At 61.7% G+C, this 19,928-nt stretch carries 16 protein-coding genes; 4 read left to right on the plus strand and 12 right to left on the minus strand.

Features of this window, described 5'->3' with window-relative positions; all coding sequences use genetic code 11:
• The first annotated feature begins 103 nt into the window (after positions 1-103).
• Positions 104-2,269 (plus strand): TonB-dependent receptor, encoded by a 2,166-nt coding sequence (locus BLR69_RS02145; RefSeq protein ID WP_071494939.1) that lies wholly within the window; start codon positions 104-106, stop codon positions 2,267-2,269.
• Positions 2,270-2,402: 133 nt separating this feature from the next.
• On the opposite strand, the gene BLR69_RS02150 is transcribed toward BLR69_RS02145, so the two are convergent.
• Positions 2,403-4,103, minus strand: a complete 1,701-nt coding sequence (locus BLR69_RS02150) for an AMP-binding protein (RefSeq protein WP_071494938.1) — start codon at positions 4,101-4,103, stop codon at positions 2,403-2,405.
• 262 nt (positions 4,104-4,365) lie between these two features.
• Here BLR69_RS02150 and BLR69_RS02155 point away from each other — a divergent pair, with 262 nt between their 5' ends.
• The gene (locus BLR69_RS02155; protein WP_071494937.1) at positions 4,366-5,142 is read left to right on the plus strand and encodes an ABC transporter substrate-binding protein; all 777 of its coding nucleotides are present in this window, start codon (positions 4,366-4,368) and stop codon (positions 5,140-5,142) included.
• A 139-nt stretch (positions 5,143-5,281) separates the two neighbouring features.
• Here the strand turns inward: BLR69_RS02155 and BLR69_RS02160 are convergent, their stop codons facing one another.
• From BLR69_RS02160 to BLR69_RS02180, 5 genes are all read right to left on the minus strand, one after another.
• Complete coding sequence (locus tag BLR69_RS02160) at positions 5,282-5,908, minus strand: helix-turn-helix transcriptional regulator (protein ID WP_071494936.1); 627 nt, start codon at positions 5,906-5,908, stop codon at positions 5,282-5,284.
• Complete coding sequence (locus tag BLR69_RS02165) at positions 5,908-7,041, minus strand: NAD(P)/FAD-dependent oxidoreductase (RefSeq protein WP_071494935.1); 1,134 nt, start codon at positions 7,039-7,041, stop codon at positions 5,908-5,910. Before BLR69_RS02165 ends, BLR69_RS02160 begins: the two co-directional genes overlap by 1 nt.
• On the minus strand, positions 7,038-7,982 hold the full coding sequence (locus BLR69_RS02170; RefSeq protein WP_071494934.1) for an ornithine cyclodeaminase family protein: 945 nt from the start codon (positions 7,980-7,982) through the stop codon (positions 7,038-7,040). Before BLR69_RS02170 ends, BLR69_RS02165 begins: the two co-directional genes overlap by 4 nt.
• Positions 7,983-8,066: 84 nt before the next feature.
• The gene (locus tag BLR69_RS02175; protein WP_232000948.1) at positions 8,067-8,279 is read right to left on the minus strand and encodes a hypothetical protein; all 213 of its coding nucleotides are present in this window, start codon (positions 8,277-8,279) and stop codon (positions 8,067-8,069) included.
• Positions 8,280-8,463: 184 nt separating this feature from the next.
• Positions 8,464-9,405 carry a LysR family transcriptional regulator gene (locus BLR69_RS02180; RefSeq protein ID WP_071494932.1) on the minus strand — a complete coding sequence of 314 codons (942 nt, stop codon included), beginning with the start codon at positions 9,403-9,405 and terminating at the stop codon, positions 8,464-8,466.
• Positions 9,406-9,514: 109 nt separating this feature from the next.
• Here BLR69_RS02180 and BLR69_RS02185 point away from each other — a divergent pair, with 109 nt between their 5' ends.
• Both BLR69_RS02185 and BLR69_RS02190 read left to right on the plus strand, forming a co-directional pair.
• On the plus strand, positions 9,515-11,014 hold the full coding sequence (locus BLR69_RS02185; RefSeq protein ID WP_071494931.1) for a CoA-acylating methylmalonate-semialdehyde dehydrogenase: 1,500 nt from the start codon (positions 9,515-9,517) through the stop codon (positions 11,012-11,014).
• A 245-nt stretch (positions 11,015-11,259) separates the two neighbouring features.
• Entirely contained in the window at positions 11,260-13,833 is a 2,574-nt protein-coding gene (locus BLR69_RS02190; RefSeq protein ID WP_134434931.1) for a hypothetical protein, read from the plus strand.
• A 113-nt stretch (positions 13,834-13,946) separates the two neighbouring features.
• Here BLR69_RS02190 and BLR69_RS02195 read toward each other — a convergent pair whose 3' ends face one another.
• From BLR69_RS02195 to BLR69_RS02220, 6 genes are all read right to left on the minus strand, one after another.
• Entirely contained in the window at positions 13,947-15,293 is a 1,347-nt protein-coding gene (locus BLR69_RS02195; protein WP_071494929.1) for an ATP-binding protein, read from the minus strand.
• Positions 15,269-15,934 (minus strand): response regulator transcription factor, encoded by a 666-nt coding sequence (locus BLR69_RS02200; RefSeq protein ID WP_071494928.1) that lies wholly within the window; start codon positions 15,932-15,934, stop codon positions 15,269-15,271. Before BLR69_RS02200 ends, BLR69_RS02195 begins: the two co-directional genes overlap by 25 nt.
• A gap of 76 nt (positions 15,935-16,010) precedes the next feature.
• Positions 16,011-16,433 (minus strand): hypothetical protein, encoded by a 423-nt coding sequence (locus tag BLR69_RS02205; protein WP_071494927.1) that lies wholly within the window; start codon positions 16,431-16,433, stop codon positions 16,011-16,013.
• A 23-nt stretch (positions 16,434-16,456) separates the two neighbouring features.
• A complete protein-coding gene (locus BLR69_RS02210; protein ID WP_071494926.1) occupies positions 16,457-17,221 on the minus strand; it encodes a COG4705 family protein in 765 nt (254 codons plus the stop codon).
• Between the two features lie 88 nt (positions 17,222-17,309).
• Positions 17,310-18,350, minus strand: a complete 1,041-nt coding sequence (locus tag BLR69_RS02215) for an ABC transporter ATP-binding protein (protein ID WP_071494925.1) — start codon at positions 18,348-18,350, stop codon at positions 17,310-17,312.
• Positions 18,347-19,912, minus strand: a complete 1,566-nt coding sequence (locus BLR69_RS02220) for an ABC transporter permease (protein ID WP_371858627.1) — start codon at positions 19,910-19,912, stop codon at positions 18,347-18,349. The genes BLR69_RS02215 and BLR69_RS02220 overlap by 4 nt, the downstream gene beginning before the upstream one ends.
• Positions 19,913-19,928: the final 16 nt, after the last annotated feature.

Here is a 19,928-nt window from a genome sequence, read left to right on the forward strand (position 1 = left end):
GGCCTCGGTATGAAAAAAACGCGCGGGACGCTGATACTTTTTCCCGCGTCGGCTGGCATCAGGAGTAATTCTCATTTTCTCACGATGAAAGGACCCTGATGTCATGCCCGTTGCCAGCCGGTTAACCCTTGCTGTTCGTTCCGCCCTGATCCTGGCCGCCGCCAGCACCCCCACCTGGGCCGCCACGGTAGACGCGAGCGACGACAGCGCGCAGAGCCTGACGCTTGATGCGACGAACGTCAACGCCCGCTACAGCGGCCCCACCGACCTGCCGGAGGTGCTCGCCGGTGGTCAGGTCGCCCGTGGTGCGCGCCTGGGCATGATGGGCAACAAGGACGTGATGGACACACCGTTCAGCGTCACCAGCTACACCGCCAAGACCCTGGCCGACCTGCAGACCGTGACCGTGGCTGATGCCTTGGAACGCGACCCCTCGGTGCGCTCCACCGGGCAGGCCGGTGGCATCGTCGACTCGTTTTTCATCCGAGGGTTTGCGATTGGCGAGGGCAACCTGGGAGAGCTGGCCTACGACGGTGTGTACGGCGTGGCACCCAACTACCGGGCGTTCACCGAGTACGCCGAAAGGGTCGAAGTGCTCAAGGGGCCGGGCGCGCTGATGTACGGGATTTCACCCAACAGCGGCGTGGGCGGGGTGATCAATATCGTGCCCAAGCGCCCGCTGGACCAGGACCTGACCCGCTTCACCGGCAGCTATGCGTCGGACACGCAGGTGGGCGGCCACCTGGACATCAGCCGCCGCTTCGGTGATGAAAACCAGTTTGGCGTGCGCTTCAACGGCAGCCTGCAGGGCGGCGACACCGTCGTGGACAATCAGAACCGCGATGTCGGCATCGGCGCGATTGCCCTGGATTACCGTGGCGAGCGGCTGCGTCTGAACCTCGATTACATCAGCCAGAAGGAAAGCTGGGAGGGCGCCTCGCGGCCGTTCACGATTGCGCCGGGCGTCGAGGTGCCGTCGGCGCCCAATGGTCGCACCAGCCTGCCGCAGAAATGGGGTTGGTCCGATACCAAGGAACAGTCACTGCTGCTCGGCGGTGAATACGACCTCAACGACAACCTGAGCGTGTTCGCCCACGCCGGTGGCGGCAGGTCGGATGTGAAACGCATGTCCGACCAGGTGCCACGCATCCTCAACGACGCCGGCGACACCAGCAATATTCCCGGCTACTACAAATTCAACGTCGACCGCTCGACCGCCGACGTGGGCCTGCGCGGGCTGTTCGCCACCGGCCCGGTGACCCACATCACCACGCTGATGGCGACCCGTTACCAGGATGAACTGTCGCGGGGCATCACCAACGGCAAGGAGATCCGTTCCAACATCTACCACCCGGTGGACACGCCCAAGCAATCCATCAACACCCCGAAGGTACTGCGTATTTCCGAGACCGAATTGTCCGGCGTGGCGCTCAGTGACACCTTGGGCTTTCTGGATGATCGCCTGCAATTGACCCTCGGCATGCGCCACCAATCGATCGAATCGCGCAACTACAACAGCAACGGCGGGGTCAGCTCGCGCTATGACGCCAGCGCCAATACGCCGCTGCTGGGGGTGGTTATCAAGCCTTGGGAGGATGTGTCGCTCTACTACAACTATGTGGAGGGCTTGAGTAAAGGCGATGCGGCACCGGGCACGGCGACCAATGCCGGCGAGACCTTCGCCCCGTATGAATCCAAGCAGCACGAAGTGGGTGTGAAATACGAACACGGCACCTTCATGACCACCATTGCACTGTTCCAGATCGAGAAGCCCAGCGGCGAACTGGGCGCCAACGGCGTGTATTCGGTGCAGGCCGAACAGCGTAACCGCGGCGTCGAACTGAGCATGTTCGGCGAAGTGGCGCCCGGCACCCGCTTGATGGGCGGCGTGACGTTCCTCGATGGCGAACTGACCAAGTCCGCCACTGCCGCCAACCGGGGCAACAAACCCGTGGGCGTGCCGGATATCCAGGCCAACCTCTGGGCCGAGTGGGACACGCCGTGGCTGGAAGGCTTTACCCTCACGGGCGGGGCGATCTACACCGACAGCCAATACGTCAACCAGGCCAACACCCAGGAACTGGACGCGTGGACGCGCATCGATGCGGGTGCGCGGTATGCGACCAGGATCGAAGGCCGGCCCACTACCTTCCGGGCTACGGTGCAGAACGTGTTTGACCGTGAGTACTGGTCGGGCGTGGCGTCGTATGGCGCGTTTTCGCCGGGTTACCCGCGCACCTTGCAGCTGTCGGCGACAGTGGACTTCTGACCCGATAACTCAGAGGCACTTACAATGTGGGAGGGGGCTTGCCCCCGATGGCGGTGTATCAGTCAGCACATTTGTGGCTGACAAGCCATCATCGGGGGCAAGCCCCCTCCCACATTTTTACCGTAACAGTCATTCAAACCGTGGGCGTATTCACAACAAAGTCTTCTTCGAAGTACTCCTGTTCACCCCGCGTATCGCTCTGGCGCCGCACCACCTCCATCTGCCGCAGCTCCACGCGGCGGATCTTGCCGGAGATGGTCTTGGGCAGTTCGCTGACAAACTCGATGCGTCGCACCCGCTTATAGGGGGCGAGGTTTTCGCGGGCGAAGGCGAGGATCTGGCGGGCCAGTTCATGGCTGCCCGGTTCGTCGTGGGCCAGGATCAGGAACGCCTTGGGCACCGCCAGGCGCAACGGGTCGGGGCTCGGCACCACGGCCACTTCCATGACCGCCGGGTGTTCGATCAAGGCGCTTTCCAGCTCGAACGGGCTGATGCGATAGTCGGACGCCTTGAACACATCGTCGGCGCGACCGACGAAGGTGATGTAGCCGTCGGCGTCGACCTGCGCGGTGTCGCCGGTGCGGTAGTAGCCGTCACGCATGACCTCGGCGGTTTTCTCCGGGCTGTCCTCGTAGCACAGCATCAGGCCGAGGGGACGTACGTCCAGGGGCAGGGCGACTTCGCCTTCGTCGCCGGGATTGCCATCCGGGTCTAGCAAAGCCACCTGGTAGCCTGGCAGCGGACGGCCCATGGAACCGGGCTTGAGCACTTGTCCTGGAGTGTTGCCCACCAGCGCAGTGGTTTCCGATTGGCCAAAGCCGTCGCGCAACGGCAGGCCCCAGGCGTGCTGGATCTGCTCGATGATTTCCGGATTCAGTGGTTCACCCGCGCCTACCAGCTCACGCAGGCTCAAGCGCGATTTGTAGCTGGCAAGATCCTCTTGGATCAGCATGCGCCACACAGTGGGCGGCGCACACAGGCTGGTCACGCCGTAACGTTCCAGGGCGCTGAGCAAGGCTGGCGCGCTGAACCGTGCGACGTTATGGATAAAAATGCAGGAACCGGCATTCCACGGTGCGAACAGGCAACTCCACGCATGCTTGGCCCAACCGGGTGACGAGATATTCAGGTGCAGGTCGCCCGGTTGCAGGCCGATCCAGTACATGGTCGACAGGTGGCCCACCGGGTAACTCTGGTGGCTGTGCAGCACCATCTTCGGCTTGGACGTGGTGCCGGAGGTGAAATAGAGCAGCATCGGGTCGGTGGCCAGGGTGCGGCCTTCGGCCTTGAACTGCTCGGGGTGTTCAAAGGCGGCGCTGTGGGCGACCCAACCTTGCGGCGCCGAGCCCACGCAGACGCGACTGCAACCGTCTGCCAGCCCGGCGAATTTATGCACGTGGGCTTCGCCGACCACCAGGTGACGCACCTGCCCGCGCTCGATGCGGTCGCGCAGGTCGTCGGGGTTCAGCAGGGCGGTGGCGGGGATGACCACGGCGCCGAGCTTGAACGCGGCGAGCATGGTGTCCCACAGCGCCACATCGTTGCCGAGCATCAACAGCACCCGGTCACCGCGACGCACGCCGAGGGCGCGCAAGTGGTTGGCCACCTGGTTGGAGCGCGTGGCCAGTTGCTGGAAGCTGTAGCGCTGCTCACTGCCGTCTTCTTCGACGATCCACAGTGCATCTGCCGCGTTGCCCTCGGCCATTGTGTCGAAATAGTCCAAAGCCCAGTTGAATTCGTCCAGTTGCGGCCAACGGAAATCCCGGACAGCGGTGGCGTAGTCGGTGCGGTGAGCGAGCAGAAAATCCCGAGCGGCCAGGAAGGGCTGGGTCATGGTGGCTGTCCTTAATTATTGTTGTGGGGACTGACCCCCGGCTGGACCGAGAGGCTGGACCGAGTATAGGCACGCATAAATCAGAGCAGAACGCTCAAAAACACCGGTGCGTTGTGCAAAAAAGTCATGGGTGTTGCGCCAGGCAGCAGTGAGATTGACGGTTAAGACATAAAAGTCCAAGATGGAATTATAAGTACAAAAGCATGCGATTCATCTCTTTCACACTCTTGCCAAACCAACAACAACTTGCGAGAACCCGATCATGAAGAAACGCTCCCTCATCACCGTCCTGGCCTTGAGCCTGCTTGCATCCGGCCCCTTGGTCGCCGCCGAGAAAACCCTGCGCATCGGCATCGAGGCGGCTTACCCACCGTTTGCGTCCAAGACCGAGGAAGGCAAGATCGTCGGCTTCGACTACGACATCGGCAATGCGCTGTGTGCGCAGATGAAGGTCAAGTGCGTGTGGGTCGAAGGTGAGTTCGATGGCCTGATTCCTTCCCTCAAGGTGAAGAAAATCGACATGGCGCTGTCGTCCATGACCATCAACGAAGACCGCAAGAAGTCGGTGGATTTCACCCACAAGTATTACTTCACTTCATCGCGGCTGGTGATGAAGGAAGGCGCCGTGGTGGACGATCAGTACGCCAGCCTCAAGGGCAAGACCGTCGGCGTACAACGGGCGACCACCACGGATCGCTACGCCACCGAGGTGTTCGAGCCCAAGGGCATTACCGTCAAGCGCTACAGCAATAACGAAGAGATCTACATGGACCTGGCCGCCGGGCGGCTGGATGCGATCTTCGCCGACACCATCCCCCTGAATGACTTCCTGCAGATGCCCCGTGGCAAGGGCTACGCATTCGTCGGCCCGGAACTCAAGGACCCGAAATACGTGGGCGAGGGCGCCGGGATTGCGGTGCGCAAGGGCAATAGCGAGTTGGTCAGCGCGTTGAACACAGCCATCGACGGCATTCGCGCCAGTGGTGAGTACCAGAAGATTTCGCAGCAGTACTTCAAGGCCGACATCTACGGCGATTGAGAGGTCTACGCGGACTAAATGTGGGAGCGGGCTTGCTCGCGAATACCGACTGTCAGTCACCAGATAGGCCAACTGAGCCACCGCATTCGCGAGCAAGCCCGCTCCCACACTTGTCCAGAGGTGTTTTCAGCCGTAACGATCAGCCCTTCAGTTCTTTCAGATGCTTGTAGACCGTCGCCCGCCCCATGCCCAGCACATTGGCCACATAGTTCGACGCGCTCTTGCCCTTGAACGCCCCTTCGGCATGCAGGGCCAGCACCAGCTCGCGCTTGTGGTCACGGGTCAGCAAATTCAGGCTCAACTGCCGCTCGCGCATCCAGGCATGCAAAAACGTGTTGATGCGTTCCTGCCAGTCATCGCGAAACAACGAGTCCGGCTGCGGGATCAGCTTGCTGGGCGACAGGAACAGGTCCAGCGCCGCCTTGGCGTTTTCAAACAGTGAAATATTCAGGTTGATGCACAGTACCGCCAGGCGTCGGCCTTGGTGGTCGTGCAGCACGGTACTCAGACTGCGGATTTTCTGACCGTCCCAGTTGAGCTTTTCGTACGGGCCGATATTCACCTCGCTGACGTCGGCGTCGAGCATGTCCTCCAGCGCCGAGTCATCGCCGATGCTGCGCTTGGACAGGTTGTTGGCGATGTAATCGACTTTTTGCGAGCGCAGGTCATGCAGCACCGCTTCGGCGTGGGGGAAGAACAGCGTGGCGATGGCGTCGGCCATTGCGCGGAAGTTCTGCATGACAGTGTCTTGTTCAGCGGTGGTCATCAATGGGGCTCCAGGCGGGCAGGGGAGAGCATACCAGCGTCGAGGCCGAACCGTGTCAGCGCCTCCGGCAGCGGTGCGCCGCGCACCAGTGCGGCACTGGCCTGGCCCATGGCCGGTGAGGTCTGGATGCCATAGCCGCCCTGTGCCGCGACCCAGAACAGCCCCGGTACCACCGGATCAAAACCCGCGAGCAGATCACCGTCGTGCACAAAGCTGCGCAGGCCGGCCCAGGTGCGGGTCGGGCGGCGGATGGTCAGGGTGGTGGCTTCTTCGATCTGGTAGATGCCCATGGCGATGTCCAGTTCTTCAGGCTGAATGTCCTGGGGGTCGACCGGGTCGGCGTTGGCCGGCGAGCCAAGGAACATGCCGGCGTCGGGTTTCATGTAGAAGGACTCGTCCAGCGCCACCAGCATCGGCCAGTGATGACTGTCGACGCCGTCGGGGCCGGCGAAGATGAAGGCCGAGCGCCGCTTGGGCTGCAAGCCGATGGAAGCGGCCCCGGCGAGGCCGCCGATGTGGTCGGCCCAGGCGCCGGCGGCGTTGATGATGACCGGAGCGGTGTAGGAGGCGTCCTGGGTTTGTACCTGCCAGATGCCGTCGCCGTCGCGGCTCAAGCCGAGTACGTGGCTGTCGGTGTGCACTTCGCCACCGTTGCGGCGGATACCGCGCAGGTAGCCCTGGTGCAGGGCGTCGGTGTCGATGTCACTGGCGGTGGGGTCATACAACGCGCCGTGGACTTTTTCGCGGCGCAGGATCGGCAACTTCGCACAGGCCTGGTCGGCGCTGAGTAGCTCGACCTGGACCACGGTGGCCTTGGCGCTCTGGTACTGGACGTTCAATTCGGTCGCATCGCCGATGAAGTCCACGGTCATTTCGCCCCGTGGCGTGAGCAACGGGTGTTCGCAAAAGCCCGGCGGCGGGTTGTCGAAAAACGCGCGGCTGGCCAGGGTCAGCGCCCGCACCTGCGGGGTGCCATAGGCGGCGGTAAACAGCGCCGCCGAACGCCCGGTGGAGTGATAGGCCGGGTGGCTTTCGCGCTCCAGCACGAGCACCTTGCCGTGCTGCGACAACCAGAAGCCGGTGGAGGCACCGGCGATACCGCCGCCAATGATGATGAAATCTGCGTGGCTCATAGCTGTCTCCAGAGGGCATTGGCCAGGGCGATGTCTTCCAGGCCCAGGCCGATGGAGCGAAAAAATACATGACGGTCGTAGGCCGGGCGCTGCACCCAGTCGCTGAGCAGTTCGGGCAGGTCTCCCACGATGGCACGTGGGTCCCACCCGTGCTGTTCGGCGGCGATCAGCATGTCACCTGCCGCGCCCGGGGTGGTCTGGCGATAGTCGCAGAATACCTGCATCGCGTTGAGGCTGTGGGGCGGCACTTCGTGGGCACGCGGCGCATTGGTGCTGATCGAGGTGATCAGCGCCGGTTTGCTCAAGCGGGCGGGGTCGAGCACCGGTCCGGCCGACGAGGTACACAGCAGGATCACATCGGCGTTGTCCACGGCCGCATCGCAGCTGGCGGCGATGACCACCCTTGGGTCCAGGCTCTTGAGTTGGGTGATAGCCTCGGCGCTGGCGTTGGCCAGGCTCGGCGAAAACAGGCTGATGTGCTGCCAGTCACGCAGTTGTTTGACGTAGTGCACATGCGCCTGCGCCACCTTGCCACTGCCAATGATCGCCAGGCGCCTTGCTGATAAGGGCGCCAATGCCTCCACCGCCAGCGCTGTGGTTGCCGCAGTGCGGGCCGTGGTCAGTTCGGCGGCATCACACAGCAGCAGGGGTTGGCCGGTCTGCATCGACATCAGCAAGGTCCACGCGGTCACCAACGGGCCTTGCTCACGCACGATATAGGGCGAGGTCTTGACCCCGTACACCCCATCCTCGGCCAGCACGCCCAGGTAGTTGATAAAGTCGCCGGCGGCGCGTGGAAACTCCACCAACTGCTGCGCCGGCTGCACGGCTTGCCCGGCCGCCAGGTCCTGGAACAGCTTGCGCAGGATCTGCGGCGCATCGACTTGAGCGAGCAATTCGCGGGCCTGGGCCTGGTGGAGCACGTGGGGTGAGCTGGACATGGGAGTCTCCGCAACTAAACTAATTTGTCCATTATGGACTTTTAGTTCTTGTGGGCAATATCCCCCTGAAAAAAAGCTGGCGGTTCACTTGCCCAGGTTCTGATTCATCAGGTTGTCCAGCACCGGTTCCCGGCTGGCGGCTAGCCACTCATGGAAGTGCTGGCAGCCCTCCACATTTGCCTCGGCCAGGTTGCTGCGCGGATCACAGATCATCGACCAGCGCTGTTGCAGCGTCGGGTACTTGATGAAGTCAGCCCGCGTGGGCGGTTGGCAACCGAGCAGGGCAATCGCGGACATCACGGCTGCTGTGGTTTGAAAAGCTGTGGAGGGGACGATGTTCCAATTCATGATGACCAACACTCTGCGCAGGAGAGCCCTTGAGATAGAGCTGCAACGGCCTGGAGGGTGGTGGCCGCAGGGCAATCCTACGGCGTGATTGGTTCCTCAGAAAGATCCACTTATTGCTGTTTTGGTCGGGCCATTAAGGCGCTGTGAACCTAAACCCGGCCGATAACTTTTCCTTCAGATAACCGACCAACACACTCACCGCCTTCGGCACATGGGGCGAATACGGTCGTATCAAATAGATCTCATCGGCAAACGCGCCCTTGAGCGTCCAGCCCTTGAGCACCTGCGCCAGCTTGCCGCCGGCCAACGCGGCGTGGGCGCTGAAGTCAGGGAGCAGGGCGATGCCCAGGTGGTTGAGGGCGGCGTCACGCAGGGCTTCGCTGTTGTTGGTGGCGAAGCTGCCGGCGATGGGTACGGTCACGCGCTCGAGGTTTTTGCTGCCACGCTCGAAGGTCCAGGCGGGTTGGTCGGTGCCGCGTGGGTAGAACAGGCAGTTATGGGCGGACAAATCACTGGGTTCGCGGGGTTCGCCGTGGCGTTGCAGGTAGTCCTGGGTGGCGACCAGCACCGAACCGGTATCGCACAGCTTCCAGGCCACATGGGTTTCCGGGACCTGGAAGCCGTGACGCACGGCCAGGTCGTAGCCTTCGGCGGCCAGTGAGCTCAGGGCGTCCGACACGTCCAGTTGAATGCGCACCTGCGGGTACTGTTGCAGGAATTCCGACAAGTGCGGCACCAATTGCTGACGGGCGAACGCCACTGGCGCGGTCAGCCGTACCAGCCCGCGAATCTCGCCGACCGAGTCGCGTACCGAGGAGAAGCTGCGGGCGATCTGCGCATAGGCGCTGCGCACCTCACGGGTCAACGACAGCCCCGCATCGGTCAGCCTGACGCTACGCGTGGTGCGGGTGACCAGCCGCGTGCCGGTGGCTTTTTCCAGGTCGGAAATACGCTGGCTCACCGCCGACTTGCTCACGCCCAGGCGTGCGGCAGCGGCGGTGTAGGTGCCTTGTTCCTCCAGCACCGACAGCCAGTGGATGTGCGTCCACAGCCCTTCGATCTCGGATTTTTCCATGGGTGTATTGTTCGCCATAGTGGACAATAAGTTCTGGATTCTGCTCTGGTTTGGAACAAACCGAAAGCCTATCGTGGTCCCCAACGCTATCCACCTGGGATCTACTGCCATGACCACGACCATCGAGCACTACATCAACGACCAGCGCGTGTCCCGCGACGATCGCTATCAGGATGTCTACAACCCGGCCACCGGCGAAAAGACCGGGCGCGTCGCCCTGGCCAGTCGCCAGACCGTGTCCGAAGCCGTCGCCGCTGCCCAGGCCGCGTTCGCCGGTTGGGCCGACACCCCGCCGATCCGCCGTGCCCGAGTGTTGTTCGAATACCTGCACCTGTTGCGTGAACGCAAAGACGACCTGGCGCGCATCATCGTCGCCGAACACGGCAAGGTCTTCACCGACGCCCAGGGCGAAGTCGACCGTGGCATCGATATCCTGGAGTTCGCCTGCGGCATCCCCAACCTGCTCAAGGGCGAACATTCCGACCAGGTGTCCCGTGGCATGGACAACTGGACGATGCGCCAGCCGCTGGGCGTGGTGGCGGGCGTGACGCCGTTCAACTTCCCGGTGATGGTGCCGATGTGGATGTACCCGATCGCCATCGCGGCGGGCAACACCTTCATTCTCAAGCCAAGCCCCACCGACCCGAGCGCCTCGCTGTTCATGGCCGAACTGCTGCGTGAAGCCGGCTTGCCCAAAGGCGTGTTCAACGTGGTGCAGGGCGACAAGGAATCGGTGGATGCACTGATCGAACACCCGGACGTCAAGGCCGTGAGCTTCGTCGGCTCCACGCCGATTGCCCAATACATCTACGAAACCGGTGCGCGTAACGGCAAGCGCGTACAAGGCCTGGGCGGTGCGAAAAACCACATGGTGGTGATGCCCGACGCGGATATCGAAAAAACCGTCGACGCCTTGATGGGCGCCGCCTACGGCAGTGCCGGCGAGCGCTGCATGGCCATCTCCGTGGCGGTGCTGGTGGGCGATGTGGGTGACAAAGTCATCGCGGCGCTGACCGAACGTGCCAAGCAACTGCGCATCACTGACGGCCGCGACCTCAAGGCCGAGATGGGCCCGATTGTGTCCCGCGCCGCCCTGGAGCGCATCAGCGGCTACATCGAACAAGGCGTACAGGCCGGTGCGCAACTGCTGCTCGACGGGCGAGACTACGTGCCCACTGAGGCAGGCCTGGAAAATGGCTTCTGGCTCGGCGCGACCCTGTTCGACCACGTCACCCAGGAAATGAGCATCTACCGCGAAGAAATCTTCGGCCCGGTACTGGCCTGCGTACGCGTGAATGACTTTGCCGAGGCGATCAAGCTGGTCAACGACCACGAGTTCGGCAACGGCGTCAGCTGCTTTACCCGCGACGGCAACATCGCCCGCGAATTCGCACGGCGCATTGAAGTGGGCATGGTCGGCATCAACGTGCCGATCCCGGTGCCGATGGCCTGGCACGGCTTTGGCGGCTGGAAGAAAAGCCTGTTCGGTGACATGCATGCCTATGGCACCGAGGGCGTGCGCTTTTACACCAAGCAGAAGTCGATCATGCAGCGCTGGTCGGAGAGCATCGAGCAGGGCGCGGAGTTTGCGATGCCGGTGTCCAAGTAATCTCCCTGTTAGGTCACAAATGACCCGTTACGCAATCCGGAGGATCGTCTGGGGGTGGAGGAGTCGGTTGTTATCGGTAAGCGCGGAGGAAACACAGTGTGACAAGCGCGGTTTGTATTGAAGGAACGTTCACATTGGTAAGTGCGACTTACTGGTGAGCCGGTGGAGGCAAGGTGGCCTGAGTAGTGTAGGAATAATTAACGCCATCGGTATGTTTTCCAACCAATATAAACAGGAATATTTCGATGACTGGCCTCAGCTTCTTTCCCGGGCAATCACTTCCAGTACCCGCTGTGCCATTGGGAACTCCACCAGGAACGATTCGAGATACACCACCATCAAGTTTAATTGGCGGAGCTGCACATCATCGCCCTAGGAGGGCGCTGGTCGATACATATTCCCCAAACAATGCAATAAGCGCGAAGCCGAGTGAGGTAGGCGGCAACGTAAGCGGGCCTGGACCGGAGCAGCCAAAGGCCTCTTCTTCCACCTCTCCTGAATCCCGTGTCTTCAGGATGACAATTTACGGATCCGATACTGTTTCTCCACCCACCGAAAAGTACACGATGGAGGAACGAGAACAACGCATCAGTGATTATGCCAGTCGCGTGAGTACGCAAATCGGGAATATAGAACTTGGCCGGGAAGGTGAAAGAAACGTCAAGTTTCAGAACATGCGCATGTTCATGGAACCTGCTGGGTATTTCAGTGGAGGTTTATTGGCGGCTGGCTACGACCCACATGAAAAAATCACGGTGACATTCATGTCTGCCAAGGGAATGGGGCAGCCTACGAATTGGAGCCCCCCCGAACATCGCACTTACTTCGCATGGGAAATTGCAGCAGGTGCCCTTCAGCACGATAAGGTTGAGCGGGGTGGGCCGATCAATTTCAACTTCATGCATATTGACGCAAAGGACCGGGGCAAGGTCGATAATCTGGAACGTCTTGGTAAGCAGCTTCAAGATCGTTGGGAGAAAGATATTGCCGCGCCGATGCGCGATGAATCGGGAGTCATAGCGGAGCGCTCGGGGAAAGCAGATGCTTATTTGGTAAAGGGGACTTTGCAAAGCTTGCGTAATGATACGCAGGCCTTTGAAGGGTTAAGCCCTGAAGGTAGAGAAGCCATCGATAATGTTTTGAATAAAAATGGTCAGGTAATCATCCCCAATATATATGGGTATACCTTGAGCGGGTATGCATTTATTCCTTACGCTCCTTATGATGGTAACTATAAAAACAGGCCCAACAAGGGGCTGATCCTTGACTTGAAGAACGGAAGTGTTAGTGAAATTCGAGGGGATGATGACTTTGCCCATTGGGCCAAAAAAAATCGCGATAATTTGCTGCGTAGTTTCAATGCCGGCGACAGGCAAGGTGGTAGGGATGCTCGCTGGCCGAAAAGTAAGGACGTGCTCGATAGTTTGATTCTGAACAATTCTTCCACTTACCCGGGATATCACAGTCTACTATCGGATGAGGCTATTCCTGTCCGAGAAACATTTAATTACACCCGGGCGCGACGAAGTGCTTATCAGTTGAAATATGGCAACCTGAATGATGGTATTGCTGCAAAGTACCAAGAGGTGAACGCTAAGAATGCGCTGTGGTCCGACCAGACCGAGGTGTTTGGCTCTTCTCAACAGAACTGGAAGGCGGCAAAGGATTTCTGGAGTAACACCTTTGGCTATGTACCTGTGGTGGGTAACGTTGGGAACATTGTCTTTGGTGTTCACGACAGTCTCTATGGAAAGACCGCAGATGACCGGCTTGGCGGCACTGCTGGAGCGGTCATCTCCGGCCTGCAATTGGTGCACGAAGTCGGGCCAACGGTGATAGAAGGCGGGTTCGGTGAGCCCTCCATCAATTTTGATTCCCCGCTCGCCGAAAACTACGTCTGGAGAAAAGGCGCCTCTGAGGGAAAAGATTTTGAGTTGACGAGGGCTCCCACAGTAAACGCAGCCGTCGACACGCCCGCCCCCTTTCCAGGGATGCGAGAGGTGAAGTTCAGGGGCGAAACCTATTTCGCCTCGTATATTTCTGATGCCGGGGACGGGGAGCATTTTTTGTTGCGGGTACGGGACTTGAAGGACCCGGAAAAACTGGTGAGCACTGGCAAAATTGCCAAGCCTGATGAAGCCGGAGTTTGGAGGAGCCGTGGGGTCACCGGTGGAAACCGGACTTTTCCTGTTCGGCTGAAGGAACGCATTTCAGGCTCGACACTACAGACGCCCGCTAGGCCGGACCAGATTTTTGAACTCAGCCTGCTGCCTGACGGGCGCTATGCGTTAACGTCGCAAGACCCGAGGTACGGCAAGTTTGCCCTGAGCGATGGAGCATATGCTTTTGTAATACGCGCCGATGAGCCGGACAAAGTCTATGTAGGCTCAATGGACAAAGGTCTCACGCCGGGCGGCAAGCCATACGCCTACGTTGCTCACGTCAGTCCACAGTGGGTGTCAGGACACTCGGCATTGACCCAAGGAATGCAATCATTGAAGGGGGGCACAACTGACGTGCTGTATGCAGGCACTATTTACGTCAAGGGTGGCAAGCCGGAGTTCTGGACGAATTCGAGTGGTCATTACCAGCCACCTGCCGAATTGCGCACCACTAACCTCACACCAGCGGTCAAGAGAGTATTGCCCGAAGAACGGTTTGTGGAGGAGGACAAATTGTCGAGGGAACAAGAAAAAGCCTGGCATGAAAGCACGCATTTGGCCCAGGACGAAAAAGCTGCCCATGACGAGTTCATGAAACAGAAATACGCCACAAACGAAATTGGCAACGAGATCAGCGATAGCGATGATGATGACTGAGGCGTGCAGCTGACGTCGAACACGGTCTGCTGTTGTTCAAAGCGCGGTGGAGACTTTTCTCCACCACATTTTTTCGCCCTGGAGCTGTTTGGATCTGCGTCTGAATGCACCACTCATTGAGCGATCCACACGCTGACGCACAACCCTTGTTCCGTCAGCGTGTCGCTGAATGCCAGCTGCACGCGGCAACCGGTGCGCTCGCTGATCGCCTTGACGATCGACAAACCCAAGCCGGAACCGGCTTCCTCCGAGCCGAGGCTGCGATAGAACGGGTCGAACACCCGCAGCTGTTCCTCCTCGGCGATGCCGGGGCCGCTGTCTTTGACTTGCAGCAGCACGCCACCTTCAATCTTCTTCACCGACAGATCGATACGCCCGCCTTGCGGGGTGTAGCGGATGGCGTTGTCCACCAGGTTCTTGACCAGGGTGAACAGGTCCAGTTCATTGAACCGCACCTGCACATCCTCGGTGCTTTCCAGGCCGACATCGATCTGCTTGCGCTCTGCCAAGGGCAGTAAATCTTCCAGCACCTGTCGATAGAGGCCATGCACCGACAGCGGCGTTTGCACCCGCGTTGATGGCGCTTGCGCCGCCGCCAGTGCCAACAGTTGATCGATGAGTTTGCGCCCGCGCTCAATGCCTCGGGACAGTGGCAAGAACCGCTCGCGGCTGACCGCTGACAAGTCCGTGGCGGCCAGGCGTTCGGCTTGCAGCGACAGGGCAGTCATCGGTGAGCGCAGCTCATGGGCGGCGTCGGCGACAAAGCGGCGCTGGCTGTCCATGGACTGGCCGACGCGGGCCAGCAGGCGATTGATGGCGACCACGAACGGGCGCACTTCCGTGGGCAGATGCTGCTCGTCAATCGGGTGCAGCGCCTGTTCGTCGCGCTGGTCAATCTCGGCGGCCAGTACGCCGATGGGGCGAAACAGTTTGCGCACCAGGTCGCCCACCACCAGCAACAGCACGGGGAACAGGATCAGGAACGGCAGCAGGCTGCGCCAGGCGCTCTCGCGGGCATCCTTGTCGCGGGCGTCCTGTTCCTGGGCCACGGCGATGCGCTCGCCCTTTGAGGTGGTGTGCACCAGCACCCGAAAGGCTTCGCCGGCCACTTGCACCGTGGCGAGGCCATCGGCGAGCGTGGTGGGGAACGGCAGGGGCAACGCCTCGTCACTGCTGCCTGTCGCCTGGTTGCCATCGCCCAGGTGCTGGATGATCACCCGCGATTCTTCATCATCGCCGTCAATCGCCTTGCCCTGGGGGTAGTGCAGCGTCATCTGTTGGCGGTCGAACAGCATGGCCACCTGACGCAAGGTGGCGTCCTGTTGTTCGTGGGCTTCGTCAAAGGCCGAGACATACGCAAACACGCTGGCCAGCAACGCCACCAACAGAATCGCCAGGGACAGCGTCACCGACAGGCGCAGCTGCACCGACTCGCTCAAACGTTTTTTGAAACCATCCATCCCATGCCCCTGACGTTCTTGATCACGTGACTGCCCAACTTGCGCCGCAAGGCGTGAATCAGGAACTCGATGGCGTTGCTTTCAACCTCATTGCCCCAGCCATACAGGCGGTCTTCCAATTCGCTGCGTGACAGGATTGCTCCCGGGCGGATCAGCAAGGCTTGCAACAGCGCAAATTCACGACTGGACAGGGCCACGCCACGCAGTTCCTCGGTGCTGGCTTCTTTGGAGAGCAGGTCCAGCGACACCACGCCGTTACCGAGCAACGACGACGCGCTGCCGCCTTTGCGGCGCAGTACGGCGCGCATGCGGGCGAGCAGTTCGGGCATGTCGAAAGGTTTGAGCAAGTAGTCGTCGGCACCGCCATCGAGGCCACGCAGGCGGTCATCGAGGCTGTCGCGGGCAGTGATGATCAGCAGCGGCACCGCGTTGTTGCGCGCACGGATGATCTCCAGCACTTGCAGGCCGTCCTTGCCGGGCAGGCCGAGGTCCAACAGCACCAGGTCGTAGGGGTGGGTGTCGAGGGCGGCCAGGGCGGTGAGGCCGTTCTTGACCCAGTCGGCGGCGTAGCTGGCGTCGCTGAGGGCGCGCTGGATCGCATCGCCAATCATGGGGTCGTCTTCGACCAGCAGTATCCGCATATCCCTCTCCGAAAAAAACGCGGTGAGATCATCGCCGCGTCTGTATTGAAGCATCTGGGCAGACATTTGTCCGGCATCAGCCCTTCATCGTATCGAAGGCCTTGAGCAGGTCATCCATCGCGGCCTTGCAGTCGGCCTGGTTCGGGCTGCCTGCGCGCAACGCCTCCAGTGCGCGGTCGATGGCTTTATCCAGCACATGCCAGTCACTGGCGGCGCGGGGCTTGATTCCGGCTTCAGCGGAGTCCCAGCTGGTTTCCAGGTCCTTGATGCGGGCTTTGGCCGCGGGCAGGTCGTTCTTGGCGACGAGGGCCGATACGTCCACCGCGATGTTGCGGAACTCGGACAGGTCACCCAGTTTCGACGCCTGGTGTTGGCTGGCGGCGGCACGGGTGGTGTCCTTGGGGTTGTCGGCGGGTTTGGAGCAGCCGGTGGCGATGCCGAGCATGAAGATCGCTGAAACAATGGCGACACGGCGGATCAGGTGTTGAACAGGACGCATGAGGGTTTCCTTGAGGTGAGTGTTCATGGGGTGATGGCTTTGCGGCTGCCGACGCTCAGTTGCGCCACGGCGACCAGCAGGACAATGACGCAGAGGAACAGCGCGCTGGTCCAACTGGCGCCCATGCCCAGGCCGCCGTAGGTCTTGGCTTGGGTGAGCAGGTCGCCGAGGGAGGCGCCAAACGGGCGGGTGAGGATGTAGGCGATCCAGAAGGTCAGTACACTGTTGACCCCCAGGCGCCAGGCCACCAGGGCCACGGCGATCAAACCGGCGAAGATCACCGCGCCAAGGGTGAAACCCAGGCCCAGTGCTTCGGTGGCCAGGTCGCCGGCGGCGGTGCCGAGGGCAAAGGTGCAGAGCACCGTGGTCCAGTAGAACCCTTCACGCCGAGGGGTGACGATGTCGCGGATCGACAGGCTGCGTTCCGTGCGGAACCAGACCATGAAGTTGAGGCCCAGCAGCATCGAGAAAATCGCCGTGCTGGTGTACAGGCTCACGTCGAGTTTATCGGTGAGAATGTCGGTGATCTGCGTGCCGACGATGCTCACCAGCACTACGGTGAGCCAGTAGATCCACGGGGTGTAGGCTTTGGTGCGCATCTGGCAGAACAATGCCATCGCCAGCAGCGCGGCCATGCCGATACTGGTCCAGCCGGCGCCGAAACCGGCGTCGACGGCGAGGTAGTCCGCGCCGGTTTCGCCCACGGTCGTGGACAGGATCTTGATCACCCAGAATGACAGCGTCACCTCGGGTACTTTGTTCAGCCAACGGGCCGCTGTGGCATTCATCGGGTTACCTCTCCTTGATGGCGCGGGGGTGGGCGCAGGAGAGAAGGTAAACCGCGAAACTTAGCTGGGACTGAGGGCCGCTGCTTTTTTACAGCACATGGGCCAAACCCACCGTGGTGAGGTGCACCACGCTGCCCATGTTTGGCGCATGCAGGCCCGAACTGCGCACCAGGATCGCTTGGCCGGGCGTGCTGTCATCCGGTTGCAGCGCCACGGTCAGGGTGCAGGTGTTGCCGCCGAATTCGCGCTCGGTGACCACGCCACGGCAACCGGATGGGTCGGTGGTGCTCAGGTGCAGTTGCTCCGGGCGCAGCATGATGCGTGCAGCACCGTGATTGACCTGGCGGTCGACCGACACACGCCCCAACGCGCAATGGGCCCAGCCGCCCTCGATGTGCGCGGGCATGATCACGGCTTCGCCGAGAAACAACGCGGTCTGTTCGTCCACGGGGTACTGGTACAGGTCCATCGGATGCCCCGATTGCACCAGGCGGCCCTGGCGCATCACCGCCAACTGGTCGGCGAACGACAGCGCCTCACTCTGGTCATGGGTGACCAGGATCGTAGTGATGCCCGCATCGCTCAGCAGCCGCGCGACCATCTTGCGCATGGCCGAGCGCAGGCCGGTGTCCAGTGCCGAAAACGGTTCATCCAGCAGCATCAGCCGCGGCTGTTGCGCCAACGCCCGCGCCAGCGCCACCCGTTGCTGCTGGCCGCCGGACAGTTCGTGGGGCCAACGTTGGGCCATGTTGGCGTCGAGGGACACGCTGTCCATCAGCTCGGCGATGCGTTCGTGCCGCGTGGCGTGTCTGGCGGCAAGGCCAAAGCCGATATTGTCGGCCACGGTCATGTGCGGGAACAGCGCGCCGTCCTGCGGCACATAACCGATCTGGCGCTGGTGCGCGGGCACGGCGTGAGTGGCGTCCACCAGTACTTGGCCGTTAAGGGTCAGGCTGCCGCTGTCGGGGAATTCGAAGCCGGCAATCATGCGCAGCAAGGTGGTCTTGCCCGAGCCGGACGGTCCGACGATCACCGTGCGGCTGCCGTTGGGCACTGCCAGGCTGACGTCGGCCAGGGCGCGCTGGGTGCCGAAGGTCTTGCAGAGGGCGTGGAGTTCGAGGGCGTTCATCGGCCTGCCGTGCGTTTGGATTGGTGGTAAAGGAGGCCGGTCAACGGCAGTGAGAGCAGGATCATGATCAACGCGTAAGGCGCTGCTGCGGCGTAGTCGATCTCGCTGGTCATCGCCCAGAAGCCGGTGGCCAGGGTGCGTGTGCCGTTGGGCGCGAGCAGCAGGGTGGCGGTCAGCTCGTTGGTGATCGCCAGGAACACCAGCGCCGCGCCCGCTGCGGCAGCCGGAGCCGCCAGGCGCATCGTAATCAGCCACAGCGCGCGACCCGGCGAACGGCCAAGGCTGCGTGCCATGTTTTCCAGCTCCACCGGCGCCTGGGCGATACCGGCGCGCAGGCTGACCAGCGCCCGTGGCAGGAACATCAGCAGGTAGGCGAGCAATACGGTGATGGTGGTCTGGTAGATCGGTCGGGCGAAGTGGATGGTCACCGTGACCAGCGCCAGCGCCACGACAATGCCGGGCAACGAACTGGTGATGTAGTTGCAGCTTTCCAGGATGCGTTGCAGGCGCCCCGGTGCACGAATCGACAGCCAGGCAATCGGCACCGCCGCGCAGGTGGTCAGCACCGCACCGGCAATGCCCAGCAGCACGGTTTGCTCCAGCGCCGGCAGCAATTCGCTGAACTGCCAGACCTCGCGGCCACCGGCGATCAGCCATTTGCCCAGGGTGACCAGCGGCACGCCGAGGGCCAAGGCACAGGTCGCGGCTTGCAAGCCGAGGGCGAGCAGGGTGGTTGCGGGGCTCAGCCGCACGATGCGTTGCTCGCGGGCGCTGCCGGAACCGACCCGCGCATAACGCGCATGGCCGCGTGCCGAGGCTTCAACGGTGAGCATCGCCAGGCAACACAGGGCCAGCACCGCCGCGAGCATATTCGCCGCCGGGCCATTAAAGGTGGATTTGAACTGATCGAAAATCGCCGTGGTGAAGGTGTCGAAGCGGATCATCGCGTACAGGCCATATTCGGCCAGCAGATGCAGGCCCACCAACAGCGCGCCGCCGCAGATTGCCAGGCGCAACTGGGGCAACACCACGCGCCAGAACACCGCCCAGGGCTTGAGGCCCAGGGATTCGGCCACGTCTTCAATTGCAGGGTCCAGCCGGCGCAGGGTCGCCGCCACCGGCAGGTACAGAAACGGGAAATAGGCAATCACGGACACCAGCACGCCAGCGGGCAAACCATGGATCGACGGCACCAGGCTGACCCACGCATAACTGTGCACAAACGCCGGCACCGCCAGCGGCGCGACCGCCAGCAACGACCAGGCGCGGCGGCCGGGCAGGTCGGTACGCTCGGTCAACCAGGCGAGCGCGATGCCCAACACGATGCACAACGGCAAGGTGAACAGCACCAGCAGCACGGTGTTGGTCAGCAACTCGCCGACGCGCGGGCGCCAGACCAGCGCTTCGATCTGCGTCCAGCCGATTTGCCACGACACGCCGATTACAAACGCGATCGGCAACAGCGCCAACAACGAAACCAGCACCGACAAACCGGTGACCCAGGTGCCCCCACGGCTTTTGAACAGGCTGTGGGGGCGTTTGCGTGGCAGCGCGTGGGCGATGCCGGGAATCGACGAT

This window comes from Pseudomonas azotoformans, assembly GCF_900103345.1.
Lineage (GTDB): Bacteria > Pseudomonadota > Gammaproteobacteria > Pseudomonadales > Pseudomonadaceae > Aquipseudomonas > Aquipseudomonas azotoformans.